The following is a 16,651-nucleotide window of genomic DNA, read 5'->3' as shown; positions in this document are numbered from 1 at the left end:
GGATGTTGAGTGAACGCATTGATGATAAAGCGATATTAAGCCTCATTAGTCAATGGCTGAAAGCGCGGATCAAAACGCCCGAAGGGGTATTCGAGAAACCGCAGAGTGGTTCGCCACAAGGTGGAATTATCAGCCCAGTGCTGGCGAATATCTATCTCCACTATGCTCTTGATGTATGGTTTGAAAAGAAAGTAAAACCGGCAATGCGCGGACGATGCATGATGATCCGCTATGCAGATGATTTTGTCTGTGCATTTCAATTTGTAAGGGATGCCGAGCGCTTTTACAAGGTACTACCGAAACGATTAAAGACGTTACCTTAAAAATAAGCAATTTGGACGTAGCAGAAGATAAGACATCATTAATACGCTTCAGCCGATTTCATGTCGGGCGAAAACGTCACTTTGTATTTCTAGGATTTGAATTTTATTGGGGAACAGATACCAATGGTAAAGCGAGGTTAAGGCGAAGAACTGCGGTTAAGAAGCAGAAAGCCACACTAAGCGAATATTACCAATGGATAAAGGCAAAACGATCACTCAAATTGAGAGAGTGGTTGCCGTAATTGAAACGAAAACTGCTAGGATTTAGGAATTACTTTGGACTGCCCGATAACAGTCGCAGCTTATCGCATTTATACAATTATGTTTTGCATACACTGTACAAATGGCTGAACAGGCGAAGTGGCCGGCAAAGTTATAACTGGAGTCATTTCAAGAAGATGTTAACGTATTTTAAAATTGAGGTACCGAAAGTTAGCGAGCGAAATGTGCTTGTTGACTGGTACTAGGGTCGTGTTTTACACGAGTGACTATATAACTGAAGAGCCGGATGCGGTAGTTCCGCACGTCCGGATCTGTGCGGGGTCGCCTCAGTAATGGGGCGCTCTACCGCGATTGTGAAAAAGTCGGCTATCAGCTAAATTAGGATAGAGCATGAATACTCACGCAGACAAAATGCAAGAAAGCAAAAGGCAATCGGTTGCGAATGACTTTTCTCAAAATCGCAGCACTGGAAAGGGATATTTTCAGTTTGTGGATAACCGACCGGAAGCGATTGCTCAGAGAAAGATGCAAGAGATAGCTAATAATAGCCAGAAAACATCGAATTTCAGAAGTTTTCCTAGAAACGAAAACCACATTGTTCAGAGAGAGTTAGACCCTGAAACAGACACTGTTGATTCAAATCCAGATGTTTATAATAAAATTATTAATAGCCACATTGATATGATTGGAATATTACGCCGAAAATTTGACAATAACACTTTATATGTTGGAATAGGAGGAAGTCCAGAATTACTAATAAGGAGTATGAAAGAAATTGGTGTTACACCGACCCCAGTTATTATTCCAGCTACTTCATTGCCATCGATAGAAACTCTTAAAGAAACCGCTCTTGACATGGATTTGGAAGAGAATACTTATCTCGATCGTGTTTCAAATTATTTTAATCAATTTATTAAAAACAAGGGTTCGACAGCCTCTACTATTGTTGTTCTTGACTATGTAAGTTCTGGCACATCGCTAAGAAGTGCTTTAGGTATAATTCAGGGGCTTTTTCCAGAAAAGCAAGTTCTTGGTCAGCCTATTGCGATGAAAGGTGAAGCTGTTGCAGATGAATTTCTTTCACCACTTATTGCTGACGCAGAACTAATTGGTCTATTAAATACTGATGGAGTAAAAAAACTTACTAGAACTGTCCCTTCAGTACCAATCGATATTGATTCCTTATCCGAAGATGGAAGATTGATGAATAAGGCTTTTGAGGCGAATCCGAAGATGAAAATTGAACCAAATTTCAAAGACAAAAAACGTAATAGAAATGAAGTTGTTGAGGAAGTGAGTAAAAGAGCTAAACACCTCTCTACTAATAGAGAGCTTCTACCCGAAAGACATGAATCGTATAAATAAAGCCTATAACAAAAAATAAATGCCATTAAAACAGGCCGTTTATTCAAACCGTTATGAAGTGATATGCAATGCACATAACAAGGTGCTGTTGGCGGACTGGTTTTCCGCTGCGCTCCAAATCAGCCGCAAAGCACGGCGTTATGCGCAGGGAGACCTCAGTGAAAAATACAGTTTTAATTGATTTTGACGGTGTAATACGTCACTGGTCGAGTACTGAGCTTGATAAGTACGTAGCTTCATTAGGCCTAGAGCGCAATCCGTTAAATGCGTGCGCCTTTTCTGAAAGGCACTTGCTACCGGCTATTACGGGGGGGATTTCGCACGAAGAATGGTGTGATAATGTCCGTTTCGATCTATCAAAAGAATACGGACAAGATGTTGCGGAAGAGTTAGTAAAAAAGTGGTACTCCTTGGAAGCTGAAATTGACTACGAGTTTCTAACCAAAATTCGTAATCAACTTTCTTTCGGGCAACTTGTTTTAGTGACTAACGCTACAAGTAGACTAAATAAGGATCTTCACTCCGTTGGTTTGGAAGGTGAGTTTGACGAAGTCATTAATTCATCTGAAATAGGCGTTGCAAAGCCAGCATTGAATTATTTTCACATTGCCCTAAACAAACTCGGTGTAAGCGAAGATGATTGCATATTTATTGATGATACTCCTAAGAATGTGGAGGCAGCGAGGTCTTTGGGTATTGAAAGTCTACTGCATTCGAATACTCAGGAAACTCTGAAGTTCATTGTGGAAAAATGCGAATAACAAGAACAGGCAAGCGACGCCAAAGGCGCACTTGCTGTAAGCGTTATACAGATTTATAAGGTGAATATCGTAAAAGTCTGTATTTTTAATAAAAACAATGTAATAATTTAAATAATATATGAAACATAAAGAAATTAAAATTAGAAAGAATAAAGAAATAATTATTTTTCTACATGGTGGACCAGGCTTCGATGATTATCTAGAATCATATTTTTCAATTTTAAATGATACATTTACTTGTATCTTTTATAGTCAAAAAAAGGGACCTAATATAATTATAGATGAATTAATAGAAGAAATAGATTTATTAGTAAATAAATGCGAGCATAAACCAATAATATTAGGACACTCATGGGGTGGAGTTCTCGCATTAAAATATATATCTTTATTTAAAAATAAAATTTGTGGATTAATCCTGATGAATACAGGATTGAATACTGAACAATGGTTAAAATATAGAGAAACGCTAAAATTATTAAAGTTAGAAGATGCTGAACCTGAAGATATCTTTATGACAGAAAAAGAAAAATTAAAAGGATTAACTTTTTTTAAAAATATGTCTAAAACATTATCTGAGGATACATTTAATTCAATATTTAAACACTTTTTATCAAACTTTGATCTAATTAATGAATTATCAGTAATTTCTTTTCCAATTTTGAATGTTTTTGGAGAAAAGGATCATCGTTTTCCAGTAGAGATTGCAAGATCTTTTAAAAAATTTAATCCAAATATAATTGAATTGGAGTTGAGGGATTCTGGTCATTTTCCTTTTATATTAGAAGATAAATTAGATAGAATTTGTTCAACAATAAATAAAACATTTAACAAAAAAAGGATTTAATTTAAATTAAAAATATTATATTCAAACAATGGAATTTGCCTCTGACCCAGTTTTTACATCGAAAGATCTGATAGTTCAGATGCTAGAAAGCGTCGTCCGACTAGAGAAATCAGGTGAATCGTTGGAATGGGCGGTTATGGATCAAGCGACAAACAAAGTTATTGGAACCTGCGGTTTACATAGCTTTAGTTATAACAGTGATTCATGTGAGGTTGGATGCTTACTAAATTCATCGTACTGGCGACAAGGGTATATGTCGGAAGCTCTTAGTTTATTATTTTCCCATGCTAAATCTTTGGGCATTGAAAAATTGTATGCAGATATTGATGAGGGTAACTTTAGGTCTCAAGCTTTGTTTTACAAGCTAGGTTTCAAAGCTAAAAATAGTCAGTTTCAGCGCCTACTGTGAGGCATCGTATAACAAAACGTTCCAATTGACCTCCTACTGTCACGAATTTTGGTTCCCAAAATTAGCGCCAGCAGTCGGCAATTGAACTACACGTTATGCAGCTTAAGAAGTGAGTAAATAAGAGGAATAATTAATGGAAAATAATCAAGAAAGTACAGTTAATACTGATGATGTTAATATAAAAAAATCTCATAACCTTAATTTGGAAAAATTTCGTAATCTTGATTTTAAAAAAATTAATTTATTGTTAACTATGGTTATAAAATCCATTGTTATCATAGCGTTGATTTCAATGTATATTGCTGGGTATTCAATCTATAACCAGTACGCTCATATTGGACCAAGTTGCAAGGCTCAAGAATCAGATTTTCAATATTGGTTAGACAAGGCTAAAAGTGGTAAAGGGAAAATAGTTGCAATTCATGAGAACAAGCTACAAACGACTAATGGTACAACACAATGCTACGGAGCTTTTCTTACCAAATCTGGTGAATATAAAGCTTGGGAAGGGTCAATTACAGAATTATCTAGTGGCAAAGTCATTGGACGAGCAAGTTTGAATTAAAAACTATTAGGTTAGGCTTCAGTACCTTCAATCGCAGCATAACAAATCGCAGCAATTGACAAAAATACCTGTCACGAATTTTGGTACCCAAAATATAGCGCCAGGTATTTTTGAAACTGTGCTCAGCGTTAAGAGGCTTTGGAAATGACACCCCAGGAAATCCTTAAGAAGTACGAGTTAGCTTTGGCAAGCCAGGATTGGAAATCTGTTGAACCTTTAATGCATGAAAATGTCTGCGTTACGTTCTCAAATGGCACCTTTAAAGGTTTAAAGGAGGTTGAGGGCGTTTTTATAAGCAATTTTGCCTCAATTCAAGATGAAGAGTACAAAATTTCGAACCTTCACTGGGCGTACATATCCGATACCGAAGCTGTATGTTTATATGACTTCAATTGGAAAGGCATAATCGAAGGAGAAATGTGTTCCGGTGGTGGTAGAGGCACTTCAGTACTTGTTCGTGAAAACAATCAGTGGAAAATAATAACTGAACACTTGGGGCCATTTGCCTCTTAACAATCACAGGCAGTCGACGCGAAAAAGACCGCGTAACTGCTGCAAGCGTTAAATGGCTTTTGTGTACATCGCATCTGTTGTTTTTATGAGGAAATAAAATAATGCTTTTTTATACCATAGTTTTCGTAATTATCGGGTTCGCTATTGGTGCATTTATTAAGGACACACGTAGTGCGATTATAGCTATTGTTGCTATATCAGTCGTTTGGGCATTAGTATGGGGGGCATGGGCTTTTGCTGCATTTATTGAATTGCTAGTTGGCTACTATATTGCGAAAAATGTTCTAGGTAAGCAGCAACAGCCATAGCCATTTAACAACACGTTCCAATTGACCTCCTACTGTCACGAATTTTGGTTCCCAAAATTAGCGCCAGCATTCGGCAATTGAACTACACGTTATTGCAAGGAAAACGGATGTACGCACTTTTCGACTTAGACGGTACAGTTCATGATAAAACGCAGAGCTTAAAAGCATGTGCAGAGTCAATGCACAACAAGTTCCTTGATAGTGGTGGTGACGCCAATCAATTCATTGACGAGTTTGTGAAGGAAAATTGCATCATCCAGCCAAAAGCAAAAGTTTTTGAGAACTTAGCGAGTAAATTTAATATTGAGCCGGATATTGAAGCTAATATGCTCAAGTATTTTGATGAGTCCTTTCATAACTACTCTAAACGATTCGATGGCGTCCTTGAGTGCATGAATTACCTCAAGGGTGAAGGTGTAAAAATAGCTTGTGTCACAAACGGGCGGGGTTTCTTTCAAAGAAATAAAATAAAAGCTCTTGGTCTTGAATGTTTTTTCGACGTTATTGTTACTTCAGGTGAGCTTTCCATTAAAAAGCCTGATCCTATTATTTTTAACGCCGCGCTAGAAACATTAGGTGCAAGTTCGGATAATTCTGTCTTTATAGGTGACAATTTAAAGGCTGACATGGAACCCTCTAAGAAACTAGGAATGAGGACTATTTGGGTTAATAATAAGAGCGACTTAAAACCAGAATTCGTCGACTATAAGCTTTCTTCATTCTCAGAATTTCGAGGCATATGGCAAGCAATAACAAGACGCTGAAGCAGTTCAGCCTTAAATACACCGCTCGCGGCGGGCTGTGGACTCGCGTCCACTCGCCGCTTAGCTTTGCGTTATACAATACGGCCTAAACATGAGTGAACTTGACATCAAAATACTAACTCCTGAAGACTGGGAGTTATACAAAACAGCCAGACTGAATTCTTTAAAGGAATCGCCTGATTCTTTTGGTTCGACTTATAATCAGGAAGCCGCATTGTTAGATACGGAATGGAGGTCACGCTTAGATCTTAAATTTCGTGAAATTGATGCTTTGCCATTAATCGCAGAGTTTAAGGGCCAGCCAGTAGGTATTGCTTGGGGCTGTATACATAAGCCGAACTTGAAAGTCGCACACATCTATCAAATGTGGGTTTCGCCAGAGCTCAGGGGTAAAGGCATAGCTAAATCCCTTCTGCTTAAAATTGAAGGATGGGCTTTAGGCAGAAGGTGCAGTCTTATGGTACTTGGCGTCACAACAAGCAACGAAGTGGCAGTTAATTTGTATAGATCATTTGGTTTTGTCGCTGCAGGACAGCTTGAAGAGTTGAGAGCTGACTCACCACTTTTGGTTCAGCCCATGACTAAAGAGTTGAACCATGCTGTATAACAAATGGTTCAAATCGTTCGCTGCGCTCAACTGGGACGGGCTAAAGCCCACCTCTTAACCAAACGTTAGACATCGCATCTTGAATTAAAGAGGTATCCAAAATGCACATTGCTATACTCACTTTCCAAGGTTTCAACGAGCTCGACTCTCTTGTCGCCCTTGGTTTGCTCAATCGAATCAAGAAACAGGATTGGCGCGTTACGCTCTGCTGTCCAGAGAGTACTGTTACTTCAATGAATGGTGTCACCGTGCATAGGCAATCGACCCTCGAGGAAATACCTACTGCAGATGCTGTTATTGTCGGCAGTGGCATCAAGACACGCGAGATTGTAAACGACTCCGAGATCATGTCTGCTCTGCGCTTGGATCCCTCACGCCAACTCATAGGCGCGCAATGCTCCGGTGCACTTATTCTTGCCAAGCTTGGCCTTCTTGCGAATGTCCCTGCGTGTACCGATCTCACAACTAAGCCCTGGGTACAAGAAGCTGGCGTTGAAGTACTGAATCAACCTTTCTACGGATCGGGTAACATCGCCACGGCTGGTGGGTGTTTTGCATCCCAATATCTCGCTGCATGGATTATAGCCCGTACAGAGGGTGAAAAAGCCGCTAAGGATGCACTGCATTATGTTGCCCCTGTTGGTGAAAAAGACGAGTACGTTTCAAGGGCAATGAGAAATATTGGACCATATATGCCTAACAAAGCCATGCACGCGACAAACGCGTGATGGCGGAGTTATGTGCTTGGAGGAAAATTGCAATATATCGAAGTCAAAAGTAGCCAGATTCCGCTAGATTTGCTGCTTGAAGCCGATCCTTCTAAAGCGAGTATTTCTTCATATTTATCCGATTCATGGTGCTTCGCTGCACTAGATAATGGGCGTGTTTTAGCAGCTTGCATAGTGAAGCCACAAACCAATGGCCTTGCGGAGATATTCAATGTCTCTGTATATCCAAAGTTACAAGGTCAAGGTGTTGGTTCTGAATTGCTTAAGTCAGTTCTGTCTCAGTTATCAAGTAAGGGAATCTCTCGTGTTGAACTGGGTACAGGCACCTTTGGCTATCAACTGACTTATTATCAGCGTCTTGGCTTTCGGGTTGACTCAATCGTTAAAGATCACTTTTTGCTGAATTATCCAGAGCCAATCTATGAAAATGGTATTCAACACAAAGACATGCTGAGATTGTACGCACAACTTTAGTACGCACATAACAAACGAGTATGGCGTCAATAGTTAATTTTTCGCCATGCTTTCATCCCACATAGTACCATCCCTGAGCATTGAATTTAGGATAACAACCATCTTTCTAACGCAGGCAATTATCGCTACTTTCTTTGGTTTCCCTGCCTCAAGTAATCGTTGATATGTGGATTTAAAAACAGGGTTAGATTGCATAGTAGACATCATCGCCATATACAAAACGGTTCGGACTTGAGCGCGTCCACCTTGAATTATTCGTTTACCTTTGTAGCGACCACTTTCTCTATTGATGGGAGCGAGGCCAATCAAAGATGCGGCTTGTTTATTGTTGATATAACCAAGCTCAGGAACATTACTAATAATGGCAGCAGCACTCACTTTCCCGATGCCTGGCACGCTTTGTAATATGACATTTTTGCTCTGATAATCTGGTGTTTGCTCGATAAGAGTAATGATGAGAGTTTCAATTTTTCGATCTGCTTTTTGAAAGCGGTAATGATGGGATTGATTGTAGAGTGAAGCGTCTTAGGAAGTTGTTGTAAACGATTTTTCTCCATGGTTTGCATCGTTAATATTTGATGTCTTCTTGCGACTACTCACTCATTAAACGCATAATTTCAGGCTTCAGTCGAGATAGTTTAAGCTGAATAACCTCACTATAATGAGCAATCAATTGTGCGTCGAGTTTGTCCGTTTTTCGCTCTACGTCCAATAGCCCCTGCAAAGCGTTTAATGTGGATAGGATTGGCCATGACAAAAGGTAAATTGGCTTTTGAACAAGCAATAATAAAGGGCATTTCAAGGCGGCCAGTTGCCTCTATCACAATGCGTTCAGGCTGGTGTTTCTTGATGATTTTGATTGCTTCTTTAATGCCTTTTTCATCATTGTGTACAGTGAAAAAATATCTAGCGGTCGAATGTAGATATCAAGATTTGCTTTGCCAGTATCAACACCGACATTAATGTTTTGAAGTGCGTTTGTATTCATAATAAGCTAACTCATGCTTGCGTAATGCGGGTTCGAGACCCAGTCGAGTATTCGAGTTTGATGCTTGGAGTTCTATGTCGCGTTCATGTTTGTTATCGGTCTCTCAATAGAGGAGCCAGCGCTCAATCGAACTACGACATAGAGGGCTTTAGTTGCAGCTAAAGTCTGGGTGTAGTGGCATACTAAATTTTGCTTACTCAGAACCAAACTGCGGAATATTTTATGATCGATCATATTACCATGGCTGTCAGAGATGTAGAATTAAGTAAAGTATTTTATCTTAAAGTTTTTGAAACTCTCGGATACAAAGTTGCGTTCGGTACACAAAATTCTTTTTGGGCTTTTGACATTGGAAGAGGATTATTTGAAATATATCAGTCTAAAAATAACGCAAAACTAACTCCATTTCATGTTGCTTTCAGAGCAAGTTCCTATCAGATGATACATGATTTTTATAATGCAGCTATTGAAGCGGGAGCACTTGACAATGGGAAACCTGGCCCAAGGCCTCACTACACTGACCATTATTATGCGTGTTTTGTAATTGACCCTGATGGCAATAATATCGAAGCAATGCATGATGTTTGGAATGACTGGGAATAAATCAGCAATTTCTATAGACCCGATTTCAGATAATAAGTGCGACACTCATGGCAAGGTGTAGAAGAGGAAGCCAACTGCTGAAAGTGGTACGCTCTTCTCGCCAAAGAAACAAGCCGTACGACCATGAGTTATCAGCAGTTGACCGAGGGCAGACGATACTCCATTTCTGCTCTTTTGGAGCGGGGAATTTCAATCTCTGAAATCGCCCAACAAGTAAAGTGTCACAGTACAACGGTGTATCGGGAGCTAAAACAAAACTGTAATGGTCAACGTTGGCAAGCTATAACAAAAAGCTCCATCGGGACAGTCACCGCTTGCGACTAAGTGGACACATTCTTGGACTGGACTGAACTTAAGTCTTGGATATCACAGCCCACATGAGTACGAACGAATGATGGGCTGAAGAAATAAGGGTGTCTATCTTAACGGGTGATGATCATTTTATTCCAATCTTAGCGCATCCTTTGCTAGGATAAATCCACCGATAATTGCTGCCTCATTTTTCAGCTGAGGTCTGATGATATAATTATCAATTTCGGGGATCTTAATATAGTGATTTAACTGTTGATTAACCGAAGCTTTGACCATCGCCAATACATGTTCCTGCTGCATTACCCCGCCTCCCAGTATGATTTTTGCCGGAGATAAAATCAGACTATATGTGACAATAGCTTGCGCCAAGTAATAAGCTTCAACCTTCCAGAGTGGATCATCTTTGGCAATTTTATTCGGCGCCTGATGGGCTCGTTCAGCCAGAGCCGGACCGGATGCCAGACCTTCTAAACAATCTGTGTGATAAGGGCATATTCCGGTGAACGTATCCGACGGAAAACGTTTGACGGCGATATGCCCCAGCTCCGGATGATGATACCCATTGAATATCTGCCGATCCACAACCACTCCCCCGCCGATTCCGGTGCCTACTGTGATATAAATACAGCTTTGTTCGCCAGCCGCAGCACCGCGTTTTAACTCTCCCAAAGCCGCGACATTTACATCAGTATTCAGGGCGATCGGGATGCGATATTGTGCTTGTAGTGCACCGAGGATATTAAAATCTTTCCATGCTAGCTTAGGCGTGGATTCAATATATCCGTAAGTCGAGGATGACAAATTCAGATCGATGGGACCAAAACATCCGACCCCCATAGAAGCAATCGAATATGGCGAGAAAAAATCAGCTATTTTCCCCAGTGTCTGGTTTGGATCTGTGGTTGGTACGCTGATTTTATCAATCAGATTCAGATCCTGATCAGAAACTGCTGCAATAAATTTCGTTCCACCAGCTTCTATTGCACCTAACATTAATGTATCTAACATAAAAGCCTCATTTAATTATCAATAAAACACGGCAATAATACACCAGTGCAATATCATTCGTGATATAACATATGAATTAGCATATTAAGCCGTGATTAATTTTAAATAAAAGTTAGAAGTCGCGTTAAACTCAGTAATTATTGAAGATAAAGCTCAACTTTTTTTATCGAATTAAATAATTTCATTTTTGTTCGAATGACTTCTTTTGCCGCATCGATACAATCAGGATAAATAACATTCGGATCCCACCAATTGTTTTCTGAAAGAATTTCTCTGCATTTATTAAAATAAGCCGCTTTCATATCACTTGAAATATTCACTTTCTGAATACCAATTTCAATCGCATTGATAATTTCTTCATCGGGATTTGCCGAACCGCCGTGTAATACGAGAGGAATATCAACTCGGTTTGCAATATCCGCCAAAATATCCAGTCTCAGTTTGGGTTCCATATCTTTCGGATAAATACCATGTGCGGTTCCGATAGCAACGGCCAGCGTATCGACACCAGTTCGGGTTACGAAGTCTTCTGCCTCGGCCGGATCGGTATATATTACTTTGCTCACACCTCCTTCCACTGAGGTTCCGGTAGAGCCTATGGTGCCTAGCTCCGCCTCAACAGAAATCCCGATAGGATGCGCTGCTTCAACCACCTTTTTGGTTAACGACACGTTATCTTCATAAGGGAGCAGCGAACCGTCGATCATCACTGAAGTAAACCCACAACTGATCGCCCGCATGACATCATCAAACGAACCACCATGATCTAAGTGAATGACAAAGGGAACCGGACTATTTGACGTTCTCTTCACCACGTATGCAAAAAAATCATCGGTTAAAAATGATAATTCCGTAGGATGGATAGAAATAATTGCCGGGGCCTGACAAGCTTCCGCTTCTTCAACCACTGCACGCACAAAACAACTGTCTGCCACATTAAAAGCACCGATGGCGAATTTATTCTTCTTGGCAACTGATAATAAATAATTCATTGAAACTAACATAGATAAATTCCTTATAAATTTAACTTTAATGATGTAAATAGTTACTCAGAAAGGATTTCCCTTCGGAGCCAGAAATAGAAATATAATGCTTAATTATTTCTTTACTCTGTTCTTCAGCTTGTCGAATAACTTCCCAATAGTTTTTATTTGGGTCCTCATGGAGTTGGTCTTGAATGCTATTCACATTGGCTTTCATAAAATCGCTACCAACGTTAATTTTATTAATTCCCAATGCTACTGATTGTTTAATATTTTCAGCTCCCACTCCGGAGCCCCCATGTAAAACCAAAGGAGAATGTGTTGCTTGTTTAATTCTTGCCAGAATGTCGAAATTTAATTCCGGTACCACTCCTTGCGGATAGTGGCCATGTGAAGAACCATATGAGACCGCCAAGGCGTCAATCCCAGTTTCATCAATAAATTTTCTCGCTTGGTCAGGATTGGTAAACATGGCTTCATTGGTGTAATCACCCGACATTGTTAGGCCTATATTACCCAGCTCACCTTCGACACTGGCATCATATATTCTGGCAAAGTCCACAATTTCTTTTGTGTAGCGGATATTTTCATCAAATGAATACTTTGATGTGTCGACCATGACACTAGAAAAACCATCAACCATGCATTTTTTGATTAAGCCAATATCTTCTCCGTGATCCAAATTTAAAGCGACATCGACATTGGACCGACTCGCCAGTTCAATCACCAAAGGTGTGATCAATTTACTGTCACAGTGATGACATAGGTGCTCCTGAACAATATCGATAATAATCGGAGCTCGGAGTTCCTGCGCAGCTGAAATCACACTCCTGACCGTTTCCAGGTTGAAACAGTTAATCGCCATTACAGCGTAATTTTGCTGATTCGCTTGAGATAACATCTTTTTCATAGAGACATACATGTGATTAACTCCTCTATTAATTAAGAAATTTTGATTGACGAGAGATCGAGTTCTTCTTCATCTTCATCTTTTGTCGCTGAGTCTTCTTCCTGAGGTTTTTTCTTCAGGATCACAAGCAGTAATGCAGTGATGACTGAACCGGTCAGCAAAGCGATACAAAATGAGATAGGGTGGTTCATGGCTGGTACGATAAACATACCACCGGACGGCACCGGAGAGCCGACTCCTAGATACATAGATATTCCACCGCCAATCGCAGCACCAACGGTACATGAGATAATCACCCGGATTGGGTCGACAGCCGCAATGGGGATGACGCCTTCGGTGATCATACAAACCCCCATCGGGAATGCGATTTTGATATTGTTTTTTTCAGAGGTAGAGTATATTTTTTTACCGATGATTTTGGATATGAATAAAGAGATTGTGACCCCGAAAGGCGGCACCATCGACGCTAATATTTTGATCGCTTCCGGCTCTTTAATCCCCTCTAGTAATAATCCGTCGGCAAACAGAGAAGCCACTTTATTGACTGGCCCGCCAAAATCAAAGGCCGCCATTCCACCCATAATCATACCAAAGACAAACCGAGTTCCGCCCTGCATGCTCATCAGGAAAGTGGTCAACACATTAGTTGCCCAGACAATGGGAACACCGATGACAAAATACATCAGGATGCCGATACAAACGGTTGATACCAACGGGATGATCATCATCGGCATCAAGCCTTGAGCCCAGATCGGGACTTTGATTCTGTCTTTTAAGAATAAGATAAAGAACCCAACCACATAGCCGCCCAACATCCCGCCGAGGAATCCGGCGCCAATTGAATTGGCAATCAGCCCCATCATCAATCCGGGCGCAATCCCCGGCCGATCAGCAATCGAATAGGCAATCGCCGCAGAGATCACAGGGGCCAGTAATCCCATACCTAGGACCCCCAGAGAGACCAGTGCATCTGGAATATTATAGGCAGCTTTATAGTCATGAATGACGTTACCTCCGGTTAAATTGCCTATTGCAATCAATAAACCGGCAGTGACAACCAAAGGCAACATGTAGGATATGGCAGTTAATGCATGTTTTTTTAGTTCAAGTCTCATTGTTTAACTCGCTATAATAAAGTTATACTTTAGGAATCATGTCTTCCTGTAATTTAGTTATTAACGCCTTAGGTGATTTAATCAATAATTGCGTTGGTACTTCAACGATACGTTTCCCCGCAAATCTTTCTTTTCCTGAAACTTTTATATCGGCGGCAATAATAACGATATCTGCTTTAGCAATGTTTTCTTTCGTTAATTCATTTTCTACACCGATGGTTCCCTGAGTTTCAACGTAAACACTATGCCCTAAAGATTTTGCAGCTTTTATCAGCTTCTCTTTAGCGATATAAGTGTGGGCGATTCCAGAGGTACAGGCTGTAATAGCAACTATGTTCATCGTTTTAATCCTCTTCTATGTTTTCAAACAAATTAAATAGTTCTTTTTTTGAATTTACATTTAAAAGCTGATCTAGTAGATCATCATCTGCTAACAGCTCAGATACATGAGCCAATAATTTTATGTGTACTGTAGACTTATCTATCATTCTGACGGCAAATAAAATAATGAAGCGAACGGGAAGAACATCTAAAGATTCCCATGCGACATCGTGATGTGTTTTCCCAATAGCAATCGATGTTTTAATCACTGAATTTGATTTTCCATGTGGAATCGCAATATAAGATCCCAATCCAGTTTCACCTTCATCCTCTCTTAAATAAACATCTTTTAAAAAGGTATTTATATCTGAAATACAACCATTGTCGTAAAGCATTTGACACAATTCACTTAAGACTTCATCTTTTGTTTTTGCCTGAAGGTTTAAATTGATTAGTTTTTCATTTAATACATTTCTGATATTCATCTTGGCTTACCATTCTAATTGATTAAAAATCCACTTATAATCTATGGCGCTCGTCCACTTCTAGTGTTTTAGTTATTTTTAATATATTATCAATATCTTTTTCATTAATAAAAGCACTGACGTGAACGTAAGGCACCTTATAGTCAAAGCTATCTATATTAATGGTCGTTAATATTAAGTCCACACTTTCTATATCCTGTATTTTTTTTATCTTTGAAAACGGAATAATGTCGACAACTTTCCATTTTGGGAAAGATTTTAACACCCGTCCCTTTAAAAGATGTGATGTCCCAATGCCTGTGGAACAAACTATGACAATGTTCAAAGATTGCAGGTGTTGCTCATAGTAATATTGAAAATACAAGGTGAGGTAACCTATTTCATCATAACTGATGTTTTTATATTTATTAAATATTGTTGAATTTTTAATTATTTTTGTTAAAGAATTAAATAAAAGATCACACTCGCTTCTAATCTCATCCAACAGTGGATTATGGATATTGATGTGATGTTTTAACCTCAAGATTAACAATCTTACATGCGGCATAAGGTTTCTGCGTAGTTCATTGTTATCAAAAAATTTAGCCGAACATTCATCAACCATATTGACGATAAGAAAATTAGTAAAATTCACACACTCAACTTCTTCATTGGAACTGTCAAATTTATTTCTGTCACAGCTTTCAGAAAATCTTGATGAATAAATAAGGTAATATAAATTTTCTTTTTCATAATCATTTAATATTCTCATGGTATATGATGATATTTTTTTTGTGAGTTCACTTGCTATTTTTTTGATTGCTAAGTTTTTTGTTTTTTCTTTGTTAGGATAAACTATTCTACCTAAATATTGTCCTGTTTTAATTCTTTTTATAGTTACAGTTATGTAAATTAATATATTTATATAGTAGGGTTCTTCTAATGATATATTTTTCGACATAATATATTTTAAAATATTTTTAGTAAAAACAATTTCTTCATATAAAAAATAATCTTGAAGTAAAATAAGATCATAACTGTAGTCATTATTGGTGATTATGTTAATAATGAAATTCTTTAGTAATTCTCTTATTTTTTCCTCGTCACCATTAATAAAAGTGCCCTGACTTGTTTTTATGAGTTTAACGTTGGTATCGTTTAATATTTCTTTTATGTGATCAAGATCATGAGCAATAGAAGATGCACTGATCATATATAATTCTGATAGCCTGGAAATTGATGTTTTTTCTGGAGAACTCAACAATAAGTAAATAAGGATTTTTTCTCTTCGCTCACTCGTAGATATTGCATGCTTTTTATAGGCACTATTATTTGAATTAGAGAATTTGTTAATATATTCTTCATAATTTATTTTAAATCCTTTACCTATATGGTTAATGATGATGTCCATGTACTTAGATTGACTTTCTTTAATATTTTTTATTTCACGATATATCGTTTTCTCAGATACATTTAATTTTGTAGAGAGTTCTTTAGCAGTAATGAAGTTATCCTCTTGAACTAGATGATCAAGAATATTTTTTTGTCTTCTAGATAAAATCATATTACCCCCTTCCTGCAATGTTTCTATAATAGCAATATAAATCACATATAATGAATAACATAATCTGTCCATTTTTAATGGACAGGATTAAAGCTAAAAATTTGATCTAGATCTTATTTAATGTTTTTTATAAAAAATTAAATTAAATAATTTATCCTAATTATGCTTTGGTTTTTGTGTTCCATGACTACTATTAGTAAATATTGAAAATTTATCCATAAAGTTGTCAGGGTGAGATCGTGAACGTTTTTTAGCTAAAATCACGATCAATTTGACGATCACATTTAGCTGTGATCATATACCCCTTTTTCGGGAGACTACTATGCACATTGACCACTTCAAAGAACACTTTCAAGCCATTATTGACCAATACCAAGGGGCTAAAGTGACGTATTGCCCGACAACAGTCGAGCATGTGCGAACGTCTACCATCAAGTGATCCACAGTCTATTTAAATGGCTGAATTGTCGAAGTGGCAGAAAGAGTTATAATTGGAGTGA

At 38.5% G+C, this 16,651-nt stretch carries 20 protein-coding genes and 2 pseudogenes; 14 read left to right on the top strand and 8 right to left on the bottom strand.

Features of this window, described 5'->3' with window-relative positions; translation table 11 throughout:
- From ABUE30_RS07945 to ABUE30_RS07890, 12 genes are all read left to right on the top strand, one after another.
- Window positions 1-323, top strand: a 323-nt coding sequence (locus tag ABUE30_RS07945; protein WP_408623181.1) for a reverse transcriptase domain-containing protein, incomplete at its 5' end; no start/stop codon positions are given.
- Between the two features lie 612 nt (window positions 324-935).
- Window positions 936-1,910, top strand: coding sequence for a hypothetical protein (locus ABUE30_RS07940; RefSeq protein ID WP_408623180.1), 975 nt, complete (start codon window positions 936-938; stop codon window positions 1,908-1,910).
- Between the two features lie 158 nt (window positions 1,911-2,068).
- Entirely contained in the window at window positions 2,069-2,671 is a 603-nt protein-coding gene (locus ABUE30_RS07935; protein ID WP_408623179.1) for an HAD family hydrolase, read from the top strand.
- A gap of 118 nt (window positions 2,672-2,789) precedes the next feature.
- Window positions 2,790-3,515 carry an alpha/beta fold hydrolase gene (locus ABUE30_RS07930; protein ID WP_408623178.1) on the top strand — a complete coding sequence of 242 codons (726 nt, stop codon included), beginning with the start codon at window positions 2,790-2,792 and terminating at the stop codon, window positions 3,513-3,515.
- Window positions 3,516-3,543: 28 nt separating this feature from the next.
- Window positions 3,544-3,924, top strand: coding sequence for a GNAT family N-acetyltransferase (locus tag ABUE30_RS07925; RefSeq protein ID WP_408623177.1), 381 nt, complete (start codon window positions 3,544-3,546; stop codon window positions 3,922-3,924).
- A 133-nt stretch (window positions 3,925-4,057) separates the two neighbouring features.
- Window positions 4,058-4,489 (top strand): hypothetical protein, encoded by a 432-nt coding sequence (locus tag ABUE30_RS07920; protein ID WP_408623176.1) that lies wholly within the window; start codon window positions 4,058-4,060, stop codon window positions 4,487-4,489.
- A gap of 144 nt (window positions 4,490-4,633) precedes the next feature.
- Window positions 4,634-5,002: a nuclear transport factor 2 family protein gene (locus tag ABUE30_RS07915; RefSeq protein ID WP_408623175.1), complete on the top strand. Its 369-nt coding sequence runs from the start codon at window positions 4,634-4,636 to the stop codon at window positions 5,000-5,002.
- Between the two features lie 101 nt (window positions 5,003-5,103).
- Window positions 5,104-5,310 (top strand): hypothetical protein, encoded by a 207-nt coding sequence (locus ABUE30_RS07910; RefSeq protein WP_408623174.1) that lies wholly within the window; start codon window positions 5,104-5,106, stop codon window positions 5,308-5,310.
- Window positions 5,311-5,417: 107 nt separating this feature from the next.
- A complete protein-coding gene (locus ABUE30_RS07905) occupies window positions 5,418-6,074 on the top strand; it encodes an HAD family hydrolase (RefSeq protein ID WP_408623173.1) in 657 nt (218 codons plus the stop codon).
- Window positions 6,075-6,165: 91 nt separating this feature from the next.
- The gene (locus ABUE30_RS07900; protein ID WP_408623172.1) at window positions 6,166-6,681 is read left to right on the top strand and encodes a GNAT family N-acetyltransferase; all 516 of its coding nucleotides are present in this window, start codon (window positions 6,166-6,168) and stop codon (window positions 6,679-6,681) included.
- 101 nt (window positions 6,682-6,782) lie between these two features.
- The gene (locus ABUE30_RS07895; RefSeq protein ID WP_408623171.1) at window positions 6,783-7,409 is read left to right on the top strand and encodes a DJ-1/PfpI family protein; all 627 of its coding nucleotides are present in this window, start codon (window positions 6,783-6,785) and stop codon (window positions 7,407-7,409) included.
- Window positions 7,410-7,436: 27 nt separating this feature from the next.
- The gene (locus ABUE30_RS07890; RefSeq protein ID WP_408623208.1) at window positions 7,437-7,883 is read left to right on the top strand and encodes a GNAT family N-acetyltransferase; all 447 of its coding nucleotides are present in this window, start codon (window positions 7,437-7,439) and stop codon (window positions 7,881-7,883) included.
- Window positions 7,884-7,916: 33 nt separating this feature from the next.
- Here ABUE30_RS07890 and ABUE30_RS07885 read toward each other — a convergent pair.
- Window positions 7,917-8,871 (bottom strand): annotated as a pseudogene (locus ABUE30_RS07885) (IS110 family RNA-guided transposase).
- A 222-nt stretch (window positions 8,872-9,093) separates the two neighbouring features.
- Here ABUE30_RS07885 and ABUE30_RS07880 point away from each other — a divergent pair.
- Together ABUE30_RS07880 and ABUE30_RS07875 are read left to right on the top strand one after the other, a co-directional pair.
- Window positions 9,094-9,474 (top strand): VOC family protein, encoded by a 381-nt coding sequence (locus ABUE30_RS07880; RefSeq protein ID WP_408623170.1) that lies wholly within the window; start codon window positions 9,094-9,096, stop codon window positions 9,472-9,474.
- A 123-nt stretch (window positions 9,475-9,597) separates the two neighbouring features.
- Window positions 9,598-9,729 (top strand): annotated as a pseudogene (locus ABUE30_RS07875) (helix-turn-helix domain-containing protein); the annotation flags it as partial.
- A 186-nt stretch (window positions 9,730-9,915) separates the two neighbouring features.
- Here ABUE30_RS07875 and ABUE30_RS07870 read toward each other — a convergent pair.
- From ABUE30_RS07870 to ABUE30_RS07840, 7 genes are all read right to left on the bottom strand, one after another.
- Entirely contained in the window at window positions 9,916-10,794 is an 879-nt protein-coding gene (locus tag ABUE30_RS07870) for an ROK family protein (RefSeq protein ID WP_408623169.1), read from the bottom strand.
- A 137-nt stretch (window positions 10,795-10,931) separates the two neighbouring features.
- A complete protein-coding gene (locus ABUE30_RS07865; RefSeq protein WP_408623168.1) occupies window positions 10,932-11,798 on the bottom strand; it encodes a ketose-bisphosphate aldolase in 867 nt (288 codons plus the stop codon).
- A 25-nt stretch (window positions 11,799-11,823) separates the two neighbouring features.
- Window positions 11,824-12,699, bottom strand: a complete 876-nt coding sequence (locus tag ABUE30_RS07860) for a class II fructose-bisphosphate aldolase (RefSeq protein ID WP_408623167.1) — start codon at window positions 12,697-12,699, stop codon at window positions 11,824-11,826.
- 20 nt (window positions 12,700-12,719) lie between these two features.
- On the bottom strand, window positions 12,720-13,802 hold the full coding sequence (locus tag ABUE30_RS07855; RefSeq protein ID WP_408623166.1) for a PTS fructose transporter subunit IIC: 1,083 nt from the start codon (window positions 13,800-13,802) through the stop codon (window positions 12,720-12,722).
- Between the two features lie 22 nt (window positions 13,803-13,824).
- Window positions 13,825-14,142, bottom strand: a complete 318-nt coding sequence (locus ABUE30_RS07850; protein WP_408623165.1) for a PTS fructose transporter subunit IIB — start codon at window positions 14,140-14,142, stop codon at window positions 13,825-13,827.
- Window positions 14,143-14,146: 4 nt separating this feature from the next.
- Window positions 14,147-14,608, bottom strand: a complete 462-nt coding sequence (locus ABUE30_RS07845; protein ID WP_408623164.1) for a PTS sugar transporter subunit IIA — start codon at window positions 14,606-14,608, stop codon at window positions 14,147-14,149.
- A 34-nt stretch (window positions 14,609-14,642) separates the two neighbouring features.
- A complete protein-coding gene (locus ABUE30_RS07840) occupies window positions 14,643-16,151 on the bottom strand; it encodes a BglG family transcription antiterminator (protein ID WP_408623163.1) in 1,509 nt (502 codons plus the stop codon).
- Between the last annotated feature and the right edge of the window lie 500 nt (window positions 16,152-16,651).

Origin of the sequence: Celerinatantimonas yamalensis (assembly GCF_046054155.1) — a bacterium.
GTDB classification, from domain to species: Bacteria; Pseudomonadota; Gammaproteobacteria; order Enterobacterales; family Celerinatantimonadaceae; genus Celerinatantimonas; species Celerinatantimonas yamalensis.
The sequence above is the reverse complement of the archived record's forward strand: the minus strand, read 5'-3'. Positions and strand labels throughout refer to the sequence as shown.